Genomic DNA, 14,625 nt, shown 5'->3' with positions numbered 1-14,625 from the left:
CTCCCCCGCGCTCACCGAGCCTGCTTCCGGCGGGCTGTCTTCCGCGCGCGCCACAGCGGCGTCGGCGTCTGGTGGCGCGGACGCATCGGAACGCTCGGACTCATCGGAACGCTCGGGGTCTTCTGAACGCACTGAGCTGTCATCTGAACGCACTGAGCTCTCTTCACGACGCCCCGGACTCTGATTCGAGTCGGGGCGAGCGGCAGCGGCGGGCACGGTGCCCGAGCCTACCCTTGGACATTCGTACCGACCCGCGTGGCACACACGGGCCGGTGCCTCTCACAGCCGGGCGGCAGGGCTCACAAATACTGCCCGGAACCGCCGGTGACGTGATTCGCCGGCCCGCCGCGCGGGTCCGCGGCATGGATGCCGGGCGGTAGCGCGCCCTGGCGCATCTGCTCGAGCTGGGCTCGGGCGGCCATCTGCTGGGCGAACAGCGCCGTCTGGATCCCGTGGAACAGCCCTTCCAGCCAGCCGACCAGCTGGGCCTGGGCGATCCGCAGCTCGGCGTCCGACGGAATGGCGTCGTCGGTGAACGGCAGCGTGAGCCGCTCGAGTTCGTCGCGCAGTTCCGGGGCCAGGCCCTGTTCCAGCTCGCGCACCGACGACTTGTGGATGTCCTTGAGCCTGCTGCGGCTCGCGTCGTCGAGCGGAGCGGCGCGCACCTCTTCGAGCAGTTGCTTGATCATCGTGCCGATGCGCATGACCTTCGCGGGCTGCTCGACCATGTCGGCCAGCGATTCGCCCGCGTCGTCGCGGTCGTCCGACTCGCCCTTCTTGTCCTCGTCGGTCACCACCTGCGCGGTGAAGGGCGCGTCCGATGCGGCCTCCGCCGGGATGACCAACGGGCGGCCGTCCGGTCCGACGACGACGATGTGGTCCGGTGACTCATCCGATTGCGTCATGGTCCCTATCATGTCGCGTTGCCGCCGAACGCGCTAAAGGGGCTGCGCTGAGAGTCGCGCGGACCGCACCGGGCGGTGCGACGAGCTGTCGCACCGGTGTGCCCGGTCCCCGCCCTGGCGACGCGGCGGCGTTCTATTCTGTTCGGGTCGTGTGGTTCGGATTTGCTGAAAGTCGGTTGCCATGCTGAGTCCCAGGTCGCTGTGCCCCCGTGCGGAAGCGGAGGGGAACACGGTTACACAGGCTCGCCCGCTGCCCTTAGAGTGGCCAACATGACTTACGACGTCGCGAGGGTTCGGGGCCTGATACCGTCCCTCGGCGACGGCTGGATTCATCTCGACCCGCAGGCGGGCATGCTGGTGCCCGATGCGGTATCCCGCGCGGTCTCAACAGGTTTCCGGACATCCTCTTTTTCGCATATCGGCCGCAATGGCGCGGCGGTGCGCAGCGCCGCCATCCTGGACGCGGCGCGCGAGGCGGTGGCCGATCTGGTCGGCGGCGATCCGGCGGGTGTCGTGCTCGGGCCCGACCGTGCGGTCCTGCTGGCCTGGCTGGCCGAATCGCTGAGCTCGCGGCTCGGCCTCGGTACCGGCATCGTGCTGTCCCGGCTCGACGACGAAGCGAACGTCGCACCGTGGCTGCGCATCGCCAATCGCTACGGCGCGCACGTGCGCTGGGCCGAGGTGGAGATCGAAACCTGCGAGATGCCGTCCTGGCAGTTCGAGGAATTGATCGGCCCCACCGCGCGACTGGTCGCGCTCACCGCCGCCTCGCCGATCGTCGGCTCCGCGCCCGCGGTCCGGGTGGCCGCCGACCGGGTGCACGAGGTGGGCGGACTGCTCGTCGCCGACGCGTTCGGCGCCGCGCCCTACGCACTCATCGACATCGACGAACTCAACGCCGACGTGGTCGCGCTCAGCGCCCCCGCCTGGGGCGGCCCGCAGATCGGCGCGCTGGTCTTCCGCGACCCGGCCTTCCTGGACCGGATTCCGTCGATGTCGTTGAACCCCTACGCGAAGGGCGCCGAGCGGCTCGAGGTCGGCGGGCACCAGTACGCCCTGCTCGCCGGGCTCACCACCTCGATCGACTTCCTGGCCGGCCTGGACGAGCGGGCGCGGGGCAGCAGGCGCCAGCGCCTGGAAATGTCGATCACGTCGCTGCAGGACTACCACGATCAGCTGTTCGAGCATCTGATGGACGTGCTGGAGAAGATCCCCGGCCTGACCGTCATCGGCCGCGCCTCCACCCGAATCCCCACCGTCAGTTTCACTCTCGCGGGCATGCAGGCCGAGAAGGTGGCGGCCAAGCTGGCCGACAACCGCATCGGCACGGTCAGCGGGGTGCACGGCGGCAGCAGGTTGCTCGACGCGCTCGGCGTGAACGACGAAGGTGGTGCGGTCACCATCGGTCTCGCGCCCTACACCACCAAGTTCGAGATCGACCAGCTGGGCCGGGCGCTCGTCGCGTTGGAGTGAGCGCCGCGGGTTGCTGCGCGCCGCGCGCGAATTCGCTTGCTGCACAGGTAGTTTCCTGGCGCACAGGTATTCGCCTGCTGCGCACGTTAATGCCCGCCGCGCAGGTTATTGCGCGCCGCGCAGGTTATTGCGCGCCGCGCGGATTCGTCTGTCGCGCAGACAGTTTCCTGTCGCGCACGTCTTTGCCTGCCGCGCATGTTGTCGCGTGCCGCGCACGTTCTCGCCGACGAATTCGTGCGCGGCGTGACAGTTCGTGCGCGGGAGTCAGGGGTTGCGGATCTGCAAGGTGACCTTGCCGAAGGCGTCGCCGGATTCGAGCAGCCGGTGGGCTTCGCCCGCTTCGGCGACCGGCACCTCGGCGTCGATGACGGGGACGACGCTGCCGTCGGCGACCAGCGGCCACAGGTGTCGCCGCACCTCGGCGATGACCGCCGCTTTGCTGCCGACGCCGGTGGCCGGCCGGTTCCGCAGGTTCGTCGCGTGCACGCTGCCCCATTTCCGCAGCAGCGCACCGAGATTCAGCTCGCCGGTCGCGCCGCCCTGCATCCCGATCACCACGAGATGGCCGAAGTTCGCCAGCGCCTCGACATTGCGGGACAGGTAGGCCGCGCCCATCAGATCCAGGATGACGTCGGCGCCCGAACCGTCCGCGCGCACGGCGGCGACGAAATCGTCGTTGCGATAGTTGATCAGCAGCTCCGCGCCGAGTTCCTGGCATCGGCGCAGCTTCTCGGCCGAGCCGGCCGTCACCGCGACGCGCGCGCCGAGAGCGCGGGCCACCTGGATCGCATGGGTGCCGATGCCGCTGCCGCCGCCGTGGATCAACAGCAGCTGGCCGGCCTGCAAGCCCGCCGTCATGACCAGGTTCGACCACACGGTCGCCGCCACCTCGGGCAGTCCCGCGGCCGCGCCGAGATCCAATCCCTCGGGGACCGGCAGCAGTTGCGTCGCGGGCGCGACAACTTTCTCGGCATAGCCGCCACCGGACAGCAGCGCGCACACCCGGTCGCCGACCTGCCAGTCGTGCACGCCGGCGCCGAGTTCGGCGATGACACCCGAACATTCGAGCCCGAGCACCTCGCTCGCGCCCGGCGGCGGCGGGTAGTGCCCTTGGCGCTGGAGCAGATCGGCCCGGTTCACTCCGGCCGCCGTCACCTCGATCAGCACCTCGCCGGTGCCGGGCGCCGGATCCGGCGCCTCGGCCCACTCCATCACCTCGGGTCCACCGAAACTGTTCAGCTTGATCGCATGCACGAGACCCATACTGCCCCTGTGCCCGCCCGCACGGGCGGCGGCCCCGGTCGCCGCACCGCAAACCTCGCGCTTCGATCTGTGCGATGGCACAAAATCTTGCTGTGGCGAACGGCCTGCAGACCTACTCCGTCGGTAGTCCGGTATGGCTTTCCCGCACCAGGGATCTCCCCAGTTCGCCCGGCTTAGAATGAGCACCGTGCACCCCGAATCGAGCAGTCCCGTTGCGGCCGAACCGAGGTGGCTCACCCCGGCGCAGCAACGAGCCTGGCGGGCTTATATGGACGGACATCAGCGCCTGATGACCGCGCTGAACCGGCAATTGCAACGGGACAGCGACCTGAGCGTCGCCGAATATCGCATCCTCGTCCTGCTCTCCGAAGCGCCCGGCCGATCCCTGCGGATGAGCGAACTGGCCGACGGCGTGCTCTCCTCCCGCAGCCGTCTCACCCACCAGATCCGGCGGCTGGAAGCCGAGCGGATGGTGCGCCGCAACACCTGCCTCGAGGACGGCCGCGGCGTGCTCGCCGAACTGACCGACGAAGGCATGCGCCGCCTCGAAGCCGCCGCCCCAGGCCACGTCGACGCCGTCCGCCGCGATTTCGTCGACCTGCTCACCCCCCACCAGCTGGAGGTCATCGCCGAAGTCTTCGCCCGCGTCGATCAAGAAATCGGAACGCGCCCCCTCTGACCCGTCCGCTACCATCGTGATCCTGGAGACGTGGCAGAGCGGCCGAATGCACTCGCCTTGAAAGCGAGCGTCGCGAGAGCGACCGGGGGTTCAAATCCCTCCGTCTCCGCAACAAACGTCCTGGTCACGCTGTTGGCCTGCGGCGTGCACGTGTTCGAGCCGAGCGAACTCCAGCAGTCTTGTCACGGTTTGTCACAACCGCGTTCAAACTCCGGGCAGCCTCGGCCAACGCGTCCGGCTGACTGTGGACGTAAGTCCGCATGGTGAAGGCAGCGTCGCAATGCCCCAGCCAGGCCGACACTACTGCGATCGGGACGTTCTGAAGGTGCAGCAGGGTGCCGCAGGTGTGCCGGGCATCGTGCAGCCGGATATGCCGCACGCCAGCCAGGGCACAGACCCGATGCCATTCCCGCGACAGCCGGTCCGGATGCACCGGGTATCCGGCTTCGTCGCACACCACGTACTCACCAGGCCCGTAGCAGTTGCCGAGCTCCAGCCGTTCCGCCGCTTGTGCCGCTCTGGCCTTCTTCAGAGCAGCCGTGATTACCGGCGTCATTGGCAAGGTGCGCTTCGACTTCTCGGTCTTGGTCTCTTTCTCGATGACCTCGCCGTCTACCTGAATCCGGGTGTTGATGATCGTGACAGTGCCCGCAGTGAAATCAACATCGCTCCAACGCAATCCGGCAATCTCGCCACGACGAAGACCGGACAACGCCAGGTGCCACGAATGGCCAGCACGAACCTGATCCGCAGCAGCCAGGACCTTCCGGACATCGGCTGCGTTGTAGGTGTCCATTTCCTTGCGCGACCCGGGCACCCGATCAACCAGATCAGCAACGTTGCGCGCCAGGCGGCCTTGCCCCATCTGTGATTGGAGGACCTTGCCGACGATGCGCAGCATCGGGTTGATGGTCTGGGCATTCCAGGTCTTGCAGGCACGTCCGTGCGCGTAAACGAACTCACCGTCTTGCAGGTCACTCACCAGGTCGTCAAGGTGTGCCTTGGCCAATTGCTGAACAGGAAGCGAACCGTGACGATCACGCAGCGGCTGAAGAGCATGCGTGTACGCGGCCTTCGTGCTCTTGGCAATCCGCTTGCCACCCAACCACTCTGCGCACGCCTGCTCAATGGTGGTCACCGAACGAGCAACGTACGCACCACGCGAAACCGCATTGGTGACCTCCGCTAACGCATCGCGTGCTTCCTTCTCCGTGCGATACCGCTTGCGCGTCTGCCGTCGTTTCCCCGTCGTCGGATCGGTCCCAGCCTCAGTGGTCACCTGGTATCGAACCGCACCGCTCTTTAGCGTCATCTTTTCGATCTGCGGAGGCAGTTGCCGACGACTCATGCCGCCGCCTCCTGATCCAATCCCGCGATGTAGTCCGCGACGGCCTGTTCCGTGACGAACCGACGACGGCCTATCTTGACCGACCGCAATTTGCCGGTACCGATCAGCTCGTAGTACTTGCTGTGCCCGATCGGGATCAGCTTCCGCACTTCTTCTTCGTTCAACAGTCTGGACATATCGCGCCTCCCTTTACGCCGCTTGCTGAATTGCCGAAGTTTCTGGGGGCTCTGGTGGGCCTGCCGCGAGTTGAGCGCGCAGGTATTCCGCTCGCCAGGTAGTTCGCCGCGCGATCGCGCCCATGATCAGGTGCTCACGCAGGGGCCGGGACTTGTCGCCAGGTTCGACGGGAGTCACCCGGTAGTGGCTCGTGTCGGGCTTGTCGATGCCGGCGTCGGCGAGCAGTTGCCGAACAAAATCGACCCGGTCCTGCTTGTGGTCGAGGACGGTCTTGCCCGACCAGCGCCGGGAGACGAGGACGCGTCGACCGGGCAGGCCGAGGGTGTCTCGGCGGTGTGCTTTGCCCTTGCAGCGGCCGGGTACGGTCTTGTCGCTCGCGCCCTGGGGGACGATGCCGTATTCGAGCCACACCGCACAGCGAGGCGAGCACGGCACCGACTGAAGCTCAGCGTGAAGCCGGTCGTAGTGTTCGGCCGCACGGTCGGTGTGGGCTTCGACGATTTCGCTGATGGACTTGGTCAGGTATTTGGTGACGTAGCCGATGGTGCGTCCGGCCTTCTCCGCGATCACGCCCTTGATCTGTTTGCGGTCCATCTGGGTACCGAAACGCACCACGTGCGCGGGCTCCAGCTCGTCCACCTGGTCCAGCTTGTCCAGGGCGTCATCCCAATAGGTCAGGGGCGCATGGGTTTCAGGGTCGATGAAGGTGGCCCGCTTGGCATCCCACACCGGCTGATGAGCACCGCCGTAGACACGGTTCTCGCGGTCGAAGTGCGGCCACCACACCTGGTGATAGGTGGCCGCAGTAACCAACTTCAACAACTCCCGCGAGATCGCACCCCGGATCAAGATGTGCAGGTGCGGGGCACCACGGCGCTGCGGTTCCACGGTGGCGAAGTACTGCACCTCGTAGCCGACCGCACGACGCAAGTTCTGAATCCAGCGATCGACCAGCCGGGAGAAGAACACGATGTCACGCGCGCCACGGCTGTAGTCGTAGCTGTCGAAGTCCACCGGGGAACCATCCGAGCACTCCTGACCGTTGGCATCGGTCGCGCCGTCGCGGCGGATCTTGCCGTAGCCGGGCATGGTCAACGTGACGAACATCGAGGACAGGTGGCCGCCGATCGGCTCGCCGACCGTGCGCTTGGACACCTTCCTGCGGGGCAGGTCCGGGACGTCCTGACGCCGCCTGGTGGAGCGCCGACGCCGATCCCTACTGCTGGCGTCCAGGGCAGGGAGACGACCACGGAGACCGGTTTCGCGTAGATCCTCATCCAAGGCCCGGATGACCTCGCGCAGGGACTCGGCGAGGTCTTCCGCAGCCTCAGCGACCGCCGCGCGGTACTGGGTGACCAAATCGGCACGCTCAGTGAGCAATTCGACCTGACGTGTAGTCGGGTCGGTCTTGTCCGGGACGAGTTCACTACTGGCGTGCCATCCCTCGCGGCACTGAGCGATACGCAGCAGCCGGTTGGCCTTCGCGCACGCCGGGCACACCGATTCGATGGTGGACTTACACGGCGACCCTTCGTAGGTGACGGTGCCGGTCTTGGGGTCTTCGACTCGCATCGCGATCGGGCGTTTGCACACGTCGTACTGTTCTGCGGCGGCCTGGGCGACCTCGTACAGGTTGGGTAGGGCACGGCGCTGGGCCGCAGTCCCTCCCGTCTTCACACTCTCGGTGGGGGAGGTGTTGGTCATCGAAACGAGTCCTTCCGGAAACCGTTGTCGGGCAAGGGGAGTTCGAACGGGTCGGCCAGGGAATCGGTTCGGCGGAACCGCAGCTCCACCAGGCCGGGACCGGCGATGCGGACTTGGCAGTCCAAGGCACCGAAGGCATGGGCCAGGTTGTCGGCGCGAGACTCCCAATCGGCGGGGCATTGCCCGTGCAGCATCCGCACCCGCACCCGATCAGTGGACGCGCCGATATGGACCGAGAGAAGCCGGGGAACGAACGTCGACCCGTCGCTGAGGGTGGTGAGCTTGCACGCGGTCAGGAGCCGGGTCCAGCGGGACCGGTAACGCCACCAGGCCAGGAACCGGGTTCGTGCCCTGGCAGTGATGGCTCGCTCGAAGGTTCGTGGACTCCACAGTCGCCACGCCACCATCCCCGCAAACCACCCCACCGCGACCAGGCCCCCGACTACCCAGCCGTGGAAAAGGCCGGCGGCGACCGCTCCGGCGATCGGCAGCGAGACCATCGGGAACAGCAGCGCCCACCACACGGTCACGGCCGCGGCTTTGAGTAGCTGCCAGATCAGCAGGCATAGGGCCTCGAAGAGTTGTTCGCGCGCGTCGGTGTGTGTAGCGGTGGTTTTCGTGGTCATGAGCGGGTCTTTCTGCCGGGTAGATCGAATGCGAGCTGGACGGGGACGGGTTTGTCGTCGATCCAGCGCCGCCACGCTTGAGTGTCTGAATCGCGGTAGACGACAACGGCTTTGGCTCGGTTGCGGGCGGACAGGTTGCAGGCGTACATGGTGGCGTCGGTGATGTTGCGGGCCTTGAGCAACGGCCGTACTTCACCGCCGACGAGCAACGCCCACTCACGGCCGCGGGGGCGCATCACGGCTCCTCGTCGAAGGGTTCGCAGTGCCCGCACTCGTAGCAGCGCGACACCTGGGATGTGAAGTGCTGCCAGTCCCACGGGGCCGCCTGCACCGACATCGGCACCCCGCAGCACTGAAGGGTTTCTTCGGTGCTCATGCCGCCCACTCCCATGTCTGGTCGGTCTGCTCGTCCCAGGCCGGGACGAAGTGGTCATCGATGAGCTGACGCGCGGTGTGCAGGCAGATCACCGCATCCAGCTCCTCGCGGTCGTAGCCGTCGTTGTCGTCGATGAGGTGAATGGTCATGACAGGGCCTCGATTTCAGCGATGCCGCACACGATGCAGGCGCGGGAACGGGTGGACACACCGAGCAGGCGTTTGGTGGTCTGCCAGCCTTCCGGGAACTGGTGGCCGTTGCGGTCGCAGTGGTCAGCGGCCATGCAGCCGTCGCACCACACGCGATCTCCGTCGTAGACCCAGCCGACACCGGCCGAGCGGTGTTGCAGGTACGACACTGCTTGTTGGGTGGAGTCGAAACAGATGGATTCACCGGTGTTTTCGCTGTAGTGATCACCGCACATGTCGCAGTAGATGACCACGTGTGTCTCGGTCACGAATCCTCGCTTCATGCCGCCACCCCCGCAGCATCCCCGTCCTCGCCGTCGTCTTCGTCGCCGAGGTCATCAGGATCGAAACCGCTGTAATCCTCAGTGGGACCGGTGATCTCGGGTGCCGGGGAGAAGGCGTCGACGATGGCGTCGGCGGCGTCGTCGTCGACCCAGAACGCGCGCACTCGCACGAATCCGCGTGTGCCGTCCTGGCCGACGTAGCCGACACCGGGGGTGTGTTCGCTGATCTCGTCACAGCGCGCACCCCGATCCCGGGCACCTTGGCCGTGGACCATGGCGTTCTGTGTCGGCTCGTCCAGGCGCAGCCCGATCCGGACCGGGAACAGCTGCCGGTTGGGCATGGTCTCTTTCGACGGGTCCTGCAACGCCGCCACCACCGACACCGCGACCGCGCGGCCCTTCGACAACAACAGGCCGGTCAGGCGCCGGAACTCCTCCTGCTCATCACGGGTCGCATACGACGACAGCGCCGCGGCTTCGTCGATGATGATCAGGATCAGCGGCTCATCAACGGTGGGAACGAGTTTGCGCAGACCGGCGCGGCGCATCCGTACCGCCCGCTCGTCCATCTCCTCGACCGCTTCGGCGAGCATGGCCAAGATCGAGGCGGCCTCGACGCAGAAGCGGGTGAACAACCGGTCCTCACCACGCCCGAACTCCGCCCCGCCCTTCGGATCACCCAGGCGCACATCCACCAGCCCGGTCTTGATCGCCGGACCGACACCGGCCAGCAGCGACCACAACACACTGCCTTTGCCCGAACCCATCGCACCAGCGACGAGGATGTGGGCGTAGAGCACCCGTAACCGCCAGGTGTCCCCGTCCTCGGTGACACCGACCGGGACCGCCTCCAGGTCCACACCATTGGGGACCACCTCCGGCGGCGTTGCCGGGGCGACGAGAGTGTCAAACACCCTCACCTGGAGACGAACCCACGACGGCGCCGGAGACACCACTGTCACTTTCGGCACCGCCAAATACGTGGCGAACTGGTTGCACACCTCATCGCCCGACCAGTTCTTCAGCGACTGGCCGCCCAGCATCACCACGTCGACCGCAATCCCGTACCGGGTGTAGTCGTAGCGTTCGACGTGGGGGAATCCGCCTTCGGCCGACCCGAGACCCAGGGCGGCGAGCATCAGGTTGGTTTGCAACGGATCGGCCAGGATCGACACCGCGGTCCGCAACTCGGGCCGGGCATCGTTCACGATCTCGGCCACCGTCTGAGTCTTCGGCTTACGGGTGGCCCCACGGGAACCGATCCAGAAAAGGCCGGCGGGGACCGCGAGCGAGACACCCGTGATCAACCCCGCAGTCAGCACGCTCATCGTGACCACCCCGGGCCGGGCTCAGGATCAGGGTCGTACTCGGCCTCCAGGAGCGCGGCCACTTCATCGTCACACTCGGTGCAGGTGCAGCCGTCGTAGGTGATGTCACGGAACGCGATCGGCTCCAACCCGGCACCTTCGGCGATCCGGCCGTCACGCACCGCAGCGGCCAGCAGCTGCACCAGCTCTTCGGCGGTGTCCACGTTCATCGCCAGGAACGGCATCCGGCCCTTCGCGTGATGCCCGCCCAAGGTGAACACCACCAAGCCCGCGAACTCGTTCGGACCCTCATCGCCGTAACGCACTCCGGGAGCACCGAAGCCCTTGATCCGAGTACCGCTGATATGGAACCCGATACGGCACACCGGATTACGCGGCACCCAATAGCCCTCGGCCTTGACCATCTCCTGCCCCGACATCACCGCACCGCCTTCGGAGCCGTTGCAGTAGTCAGGGGCGCGCACGTCCAGGGCGTGAAATTGATTCCCGGAGGTGCTTCCGCACAGTTGCCGTCCCGGAACGACGCTTTCGGGGCGTCCTCGCAGAACATCACGCAGCCATCCGCACGAGGGGCGACCGTGGCCACCGTCCCGCCCGGCTCACGACCCACCGTCAACAGCAGCGCCAGCGGCAAGGCCACCACACCCGCGAGCAACACCATCCCGGCCGTCCACCGCTGACGCAGAGCCAGCGACACCACCGCACCGTTGTTCTCGGCCATCGAAACCAACTCCTTGTCTAAGAAACCGTGATCGGCAGCGCTTGCTGCACCGGCCGCACGGGATGAATGGAACGCACCGGCACCGGCCGCGCACCGGCCACCACAGGCGCAGAAACAGGGGTCGCAGGCGGGACCGGAGCACTCACCGGTTGCGGGACTGCGACAGGCACCACCGGAGCCGACTTGGCGTACTTGGCCGCCGTCTGGGCCGAAATGCCCAGCGCCCTACCGATTTCAGCGAACTTCTTACCCTCAGCGTGCATCGCCACCGCTCGGGCGACCTTGCCCGGATCACGACGCGTGGACGCCTTCTTACGGCGAGCAGGAACCGACGCAGGAACCGGAACAGCAGCCGCGGGCACCGGCACAACCTCCCGCACAGGTTCGCCCGCCGGAACCGGTTCAGGAGCCGAAGCATGTTGTGCGGCACGGAACAACACCGCCAGTCCATGCGTGTCGACCAGCAGCGAGATAGGGGCGATCGCCGCCACCAACGCCGCAGCCCAACCCGGCAGAATTCGGCCGGCCGCGACCGCATGAAGCGAGTTGCCCGCGATCGAGACCATCGCACCGGTGCCCAGCACCCACAGGAACCAACGACGCTCCGGGGACTTCGCCAGCACCAGCGCACCCACGGTCGCCTGAATGATCGTGCCGTCCACGATCACCGGGAAAAGCCACGCCCACCGCTTCGGAGTGTTGGCCAGAATCGCCAGATCACGCAACGCAGCGAAGGACAGGACGAACGCGGCTACCCCGATGACCGTGATGATGACCACGGCAGACCAGCGCGCCCACCGCATCCCCGCCGACTGCTGGCCTGCCGTCTTCATCACGCCGCCTTAGAACCGGACGGACGCGAAGCACCCGGATCGTTCGGGGCCTGCTTGGCACCGGAGGTATCACCCTTGATCCCGGTAGCCCGGATGTTCCAGCCGATCGACTTGAACTCTCCCGAACCCGCGATCTTCGGCTTGATCTGCAAACCCTCCAGCTCGACCATGAACACGTTCTCCGACACCTGCGTGCCCGCCGGTACCGGCTGAACGTCAGCCACGAACGTCACATCGAACGATGAGTTCCTCGAACCCATCCCCGACGGATCAGCCACCGTGCCCTTCCACAACCGCAGGCCCGTCCCGTTGCCCTCGTCATCAACGTCGATCCGCTGCCGCTTCGGCGCATTGCGATCCCGGCTGAACTCCGTCACCGGCTGAATCTCACCCATCAACAGCAACCCGAACGGGAACGCCTCACGGAACTCCGGGCGAAACCACACATCCTTCAAAGCCATCTCGTCATCTCCTTGGTTGAAAGTTACCCAGCCTCCCTAGGTATCTTCAATCTACGCATGCTCCCTAGGTAGGTCAAGAGGTTCCTGGGTTGCCTAGGCAGATCGACTATCCTGAGCGCATGGACGCCATCGATCCCGACGACCCTCGGCCCGCTTCGCAGCAAATCGCGAACGTGCTGCGTGCGGCCATCCTCACCAGGAAGCTCGCGCCCGGCGAAAAGCTCCCGTCTGGACCCCAGCTCGTCGAGCGCTACGGCGTCGCGAAAGCGACTGTGGAACAGGCGATTCGGATACTTCGCGAAGAGTCGCTCGTGGTGTCCAGGAAGGGCAGTGGCGTCTACGTTCGCGAGCGCACAGAACGTCCGGTCGGACTCCGGCGCCACATTGAGCGCGCATTCGAGGCAACCGCGGTCACTATCGACTTCGCGGGGTTCTCGGGGGAGACCCTGCACGGTGCTATTGCGGAGCCACTCGACCGCATCCGGGAAGGTCGACTCCGGCCTGAGTCGCTTACGGTCCGACTCTTGGTGCCGGACGCGTCGATGCCCTGGTCATTGCCAGCACGGACCGATGATCTCTCCGACAGCCCAGCGTTTCGCCGCCGAGCAACACGAATCATGGAGCGCCATACCACCGCAATCGTGGACTCCGTCCACGAACTCGCCTCACTTGGACTCGTCACCAGCGCCACCGCCCAGGTCCGCTCGTACCCTGCGGTGCCCCTGTTCAAGCTCTACATCCTCAACGGCGAGCAAGCCTTCTTCGGCTACTACCCAGTCCGCGAACACCGACTGGAACTCGACGGAGAATCAGTCGCCGTCTGGGACCTCATGGGCAAAGACGCCACCCTCTTCGAGCACGGCCAGGACGCCGACCCCGACTCGAACGACAGCCAGTTCGTCGAACAGTCCCAGATCTGGTTCGACAGCATCTGGACCTCCGTCGCGCGGGACTACCGACCGTCATGAGCTTGGCCGAACTCCTGCGTGATCGTTCGTGCCTCCTGCTGGACTTCGACGGGCCGATCTGTGCCGTCTTCGCTGGTGTCACGGATCGCGAGGTGTCGCAGGAACTCGCAACACTCGTAGGTTCATCGTCTCCTGCCGACATCGCAGCCGCGCGTGACCCCTTTGAGATCCTCCGGTATGCGGCATCCCGGAATCTTGTGCAGGCCAGCAGTATTGAGCGTAGGTTCACCGAACTCGAGCTGAACGCCGTTCGGTCGGCCAAGCCCACCGAGCACACCCCCGCCCTCATTCACGACCTCCACGCCAGTGGATGGACGATCGCCGTCGTGAGCAACAACTCTGTCGTTGCGATCAATGCGTACCTCTCCGCGCATGGCCTTCGAAGCTCGATCGCGGGAGTCTACGGTCGCACGCCCAACAACTACACGCAGCTGAAACCGAGTCCTCACCTGCTCAACGTCGCAACACGCGAACTGCACGCAATCTCCGACAACTGCGTGTTCGTTGGTGATTCGCTCTCCGACATCGAAGCTGGAAGAGCCGCTCGAATCCCTGTCATCGCACTCGCGAACAAGCCGGGGAAAGCTGATCGCTTCCGCCCGTACAGTCCAGATGCGCTGATCGCCAGCATGGCTGAAGTCCGCAGCGCTCTCGTGTGACCTCAAGCCGAGCCCCACTGGCGGCCCCGACGATGTCTGCTCTGGAACCGATCGGGTAGCCCGTTCTGGTCACAACAGCACGCACCGTACGAACAACGGTTGCTGCCGAATTCCGCCATTGAGAGTCAAGAGCGGCAGCGGCCCTACGGGCCGCCGCCGCCGCGCGACGAACGCACGACGGCAGAAGGCTCCGCTTCGCTCCGCCCGACCGGAGCGTCGGCGCGTCGGCAGCGACCCGTACGGCCACGATCCATCACCCTCTGACGCATCCCTGCACCGCCCGGTGAACCAGCAGCGGTTGCAGTAGTCGCTGCCCGGGAGCGATCTGGTCGGCCTCGCCGAAACCGTGCCGCCCGTAGTGCCAGGTGCCGATCCAGCCGCGGGGCCGACCAGATCACCAGTGGCACGGCGACTACTGCAACCGCTGCTGGTTCACCTACAAGGTCACCTCACCGGAGTTCCTGGACCGTCTCGACCGAGTCTGACCGCCTGGGGGCTTCGGCCCCTTCTCCGGCCACCGGTCAATGACGCCCGGTAGCGAGTCGCCAACGACGCCGACTCCAGGCCCGGAGCCCCCTCGGAAAAGGCCGGCGGGGAGCGACCGTCACGTCTACAGAATCGACTCGGTTGCG

The 14,625-nt window shown here is 66.2% G+C and carries 19 protein-coding genes and 1 tRNA gene; 5 read left to right on the top strand and 15 right to left on the bottom strand.

Annotated features, from left to right (window positions below):
- Positions 1–299: 299 nt before the first annotated feature.
- Entirely contained in the window at positions 300–905 is a 606-nt protein-coding gene (locus tag NBRGI_RS07945; protein WP_029894059.1) for a bacterial proteasome activator family protein, read from the bottom strand.
- A gap of 270 nt (positions 906–1,175) precedes the next feature.
- Here NBRGI_RS07945 and NBRGI_RS07940 point away from each other — a divergent pair, with 270 nt between their 5' ends.
- Positions 1,176–2,378: a cysteine desulfurase-like protein gene (locus NBRGI_RS07940; RefSeq protein WP_029894056.1), complete on the top strand. Its 1,203-nt coding sequence runs from the start codon at positions 1,176–1,178 to the stop codon at positions 2,376–2,378.
- A gap of 264 nt (positions 2,379–2,642) precedes the next feature.
- Here NBRGI_RS07940 and NBRGI_RS07935 read toward each other — a convergent pair whose 3' ends face one another.
- Positions 2,643–3,632: an NAD(P)H-quinone oxidoreductase gene (locus tag NBRGI_RS07935; protein WP_029894054.1), complete on the bottom strand. Its 990-nt coding sequence runs from the start codon at positions 3,630–3,632 to the stop codon at positions 2,643–2,645.
- A gap of 187 nt (positions 3,633–3,819) precedes the next feature.
- On the opposite strand from NBRGI_RS07935, the gene NBRGI_RS07930 reads away from it, so the two are divergent.
- Together NBRGI_RS07930 and NBRGI_RS07925 are read left to right on the top strand one after the other, a co-directional pair.
- Positions 3,820–4,320 (top strand): MarR family winged helix-turn-helix transcriptional regulator, encoded by a 501-nt coding sequence (locus NBRGI_RS07930; protein ID WP_042255145.1) that lies wholly within the window; start codon positions 3,820–3,822, stop codon positions 4,318–4,320.
- 24 nt (positions 4,321–4,344) lie between these two features.
- Positions 4,345–4,429: transfer RNA gene (locus NBRGI_RS07925), tRNA-Ser, on the top strand.
- 15 nt (positions 4,430–4,444) lie between these two features.
- Here the strand turns inward: NBRGI_RS07925 and NBRGI_RS07920 are convergent.
- The 13 genes from NBRGI_RS07920 to NBRGI_RS07860 are packed head-to-tail and all read right to left on the bottom strand — an operon-like array spanning position 4,445 to position 12,366.
- Positions 4,445–5,668: a site-specific integrase gene (locus NBRGI_RS07920; RefSeq protein WP_051727569.1), complete on the bottom strand. Its 1,224-nt coding sequence runs from the start codon at positions 5,666–5,668 to the stop codon at positions 4,445–4,447.
- Entirely contained in the window at positions 5,665–5,844 is a 180-nt protein-coding gene (locus NBRGI_RS07915) for a helix-turn-helix domain-containing protein (protein WP_029894048.1), read from the bottom strand. Before NBRGI_RS07915 ends, NBRGI_RS07920 begins: the two co-directional genes overlap by 4 nt.
- Before the next feature lie 13 nt (positions 5,845–5,857).
- Positions 5,858–7,549, bottom strand: a complete 1,692-nt coding sequence (locus NBRGI_RS07910; protein ID WP_029894046.1) for a replication initiator — start codon at positions 7,547–7,549, stop codon at positions 5,858–5,860.
- A complete protein-coding gene (locus tag NBRGI_RS07905) occupies positions 7,546–8,175 on the bottom strand; it encodes a hypothetical protein (protein WP_029894044.1) in 630 nt (209 codons plus the stop codon). Before NBRGI_RS07905 ends, NBRGI_RS07910 begins: the two co-directional genes overlap by 4 nt.
- A complete protein-coding gene (locus tag NBRGI_RS07900) occupies positions 8,172–8,411 on the bottom strand; it encodes a hypothetical protein (RefSeq protein WP_029894042.1) in 240 nt (79 codons plus the stop codon). The genes NBRGI_RS07905 and NBRGI_RS07900 overlap by 4 nt, the downstream gene beginning before the upstream one ends.
- Positions 8,411–8,551: a hypothetical protein gene (locus tag NBRGI_RS48045; RefSeq protein ID WP_158439808.1), complete on the bottom strand. Its 141-nt coding sequence runs from the start codon at positions 8,549–8,551 to the stop codon at positions 8,411–8,413. The genes NBRGI_RS07900 and NBRGI_RS48045 overlap by 1 nt, the downstream gene beginning before the upstream one ends.
- The gene (locus NBRGI_RS48040; protein WP_158439806.1) at positions 8,548–8,700 is read right to left on the bottom strand and encodes a hypothetical protein; all 153 of its coding nucleotides are present in this window, start codon (positions 8,698–8,700) and stop codon (positions 8,548–8,550) included. Before NBRGI_RS48040 ends, NBRGI_RS48045 begins: the two co-directional genes overlap by 4 nt.
- On the bottom strand, positions 8,697–9,008 hold the full coding sequence (locus tag NBRGI_RS07885; RefSeq protein WP_148310730.1) for a hypothetical protein: 312 nt from the start codon (positions 9,006–9,008) through the stop codon (positions 8,697–8,699). The genes NBRGI_RS48040 and NBRGI_RS07885 overlap by 4 nt, the downstream gene beginning before the upstream one ends.
- 11 nt (positions 9,009–9,019) lie before the next feature.
- Positions 9,020–10,351 (bottom strand): FtsK/SpoIIIE domain-containing protein, encoded by a 1,332-nt coding sequence (locus NBRGI_RS07880; RefSeq protein WP_051727568.1) that lies wholly within the window; start codon positions 10,349–10,351, stop codon positions 9,020–9,022.
- Positions 10,348–10,773: a hypothetical protein gene (locus NBRGI_RS07875; protein ID WP_148310729.1), complete on the bottom strand. Its 426-nt coding sequence runs from the start codon at positions 10,771–10,773 to the stop codon at positions 10,348–10,350. The genes NBRGI_RS07880 and NBRGI_RS07875 overlap by 4 nt, the downstream gene beginning before the upstream one ends.
- A complete protein-coding gene (locus NBRGI_RS07870; RefSeq protein ID WP_029894034.1) occupies positions 10,770–11,072 on the bottom strand; it encodes a hypothetical protein in 303 nt (100 codons plus the stop codon). The genes NBRGI_RS07875 and NBRGI_RS07870 overlap by 4 nt, the downstream gene beginning before the upstream one ends.
- Positions 11,073–11,089: 17 nt before the next feature.
- Complete coding sequence (locus NBRGI_RS48665; RefSeq protein ID WP_051727567.1) at positions 11,090–11,905, bottom strand: DUF2637 domain-containing protein; 816 nt, start codon at positions 11,903–11,905, stop codon at positions 11,090–11,092.
- On the bottom strand, positions 11,905–12,366 hold the full coding sequence (locus NBRGI_RS07860; RefSeq protein ID WP_029894030.1) for a hypothetical protein: 462 nt from the start codon (positions 12,364–12,366) through the stop codon (positions 11,905–11,907). The genes NBRGI_RS48665 and NBRGI_RS07860 overlap by 1 nt, the downstream gene beginning before the upstream one ends.
- Before the next feature lie 119 nt (positions 12,367–12,485).
- On the opposite strand from NBRGI_RS07860, the gene NBRGI_RS07855 reads away from it, so the two are divergent.
- Both NBRGI_RS07855 and NBRGI_RS07850 read left to right on the top strand, forming a co-directional pair.
- Complete coding sequence (locus NBRGI_RS07855) at positions 12,486–13,334, top strand: GntR family transcriptional regulator (RefSeq protein WP_029894027.1); 849 nt, start codon at positions 12,486–12,488, stop codon at positions 13,332–13,334.
- Positions 13,335–13,336: 2 nt separating this feature from the next.
- Positions 13,337–13,993: an HAD family hydrolase gene (locus NBRGI_RS07850; protein WP_158439804.1), complete on the top strand. Its 657-nt coding sequence runs from the start codon at positions 13,337–13,339 to the stop codon at positions 13,991–13,993.
- The last annotated feature ends 632 nt before the right edge of the window (positions 13,994–14,625 follow it).

Origin of the sequence: Nocardia brasiliensis IFM 10847, from assembly GCF_000710915.1 — a bacterium.
In the GTDB taxonomy this organism is placed as follows: domain Bacteria; phylum Actinomycetota; class Actinomycetes; order Mycobacteriales; family Mycobacteriaceae; genus Nocardia; species Nocardia brasiliensis_A.
The sequence above is the reverse complement of the archived record's forward strand: the minus strand, read 5'-3'. Positions and strand labels throughout refer to the sequence as shown.

Excerpts from the sequence above, each read along its gene's own strand:
- NBRGI_RS07870 (WP_029894034.1), bottom strand. The coding sequence starts at position 11,072 with ATGGCCGAGAACAACGGTGCGGTGGTGTCGCTGGCTCTGCGTCAGCGG.
- NBRGI_RS07930 (WP_042255145.1), top strand. The coding sequence starts at position 3,820 with ATGAGCACCGTGCACCCCGAATCGAGCAGTCCCGTTGCGGCCGAACCG.
- NBRGI_RS07905 (WP_029894044.1), bottom strand. The coding sequence starts at position 8,175 with ATGACCACGAAAACCACCGCTACACACACCGACGCGCGCGAACAACTC.
- NBRGI_RS07920 (WP_051727569.1), bottom strand. The coding sequence starts at position 5,668 with ATGAGTCGTCGGCAACTGCCTCCGCAGATCGAAAAGATGACGCTAAAG.
- NBRGI_RS48665 (WP_051727567.1), bottom strand. The coding sequence starts at position 11,905 with ATGAAGACGGCAGGCCAGCAGTCGGCGGGGATGCGGTGGGCGCGCTGG.
- NBRGI_RS48045 (WP_158439808.1), bottom strand. The coding sequence starts at position 8,551 with ATGAGCACCGAAGAAACCCTTCAGTGCTGCGGGGTGCCGATGTCGGTG.
- NBRGI_RS48040 (WP_158439806.1), bottom strand. The coding sequence starts at position 8,700 with ATGACCATTCACCTCATCGACGACAACGACGGCTACGACCGCGAGGAG.
- NBRGI_RS07910 (WP_029894046.1), bottom strand. The coding sequence starts at position 7,549 with ATGACCAACACCTCCCCCACCGAGAGTGTGAAGACGGGAGGGACTGCG.
- NBRGI_RS07855 (WP_029894027.1), top strand. The coding sequence starts at position 12,486 with ATGGACGCCATCGATCCCGACGACCCTCGGCCCGCTTCGCAGCAAATC.
- NBRGI_RS07860 (WP_029894030.1), bottom strand. The coding sequence starts at position 12,366 with ATGGCTTTGAAGGATGTGTGGTTTCGCCCGGAGTTCCGTGAGGCGTTC.
- NBRGI_RS07945 (WP_029894059.1), bottom strand. The coding sequence starts at position 905 with ATGACGCAATCGGATGAGTCACCGGACCACATCGTCGTCGTCGGACCG.
- NBRGI_RS07880 (WP_051727568.1), bottom strand. The coding sequence starts at position 10,351 with ATGAGCGTGCTGACTGCGGGGTTGATCACGGGTGTCTCGCTCGCGGTC.
- NBRGI_RS07940 (WP_029894056.1), top strand. The coding sequence starts at position 1,176 with ATGACTTACGACGTCGCGAGGGTTCGGGGCCTGATACCGTCCCTCGGC.
- NBRGI_RS07915 (WP_029894048.1), bottom strand. The coding sequence starts at position 5,844 with ATGTCCAGACTGTTGAACGAAGAAGAAGTGCGGAAGCTGATCCCGATC.
- NBRGI_RS07900 (WP_029894042.1), bottom strand. The coding sequence starts at position 8,411 with ATGCGCCCCCGCGGCCGTGAGTGGGCGTTGCTCGTCGGCGGTGAAGTA.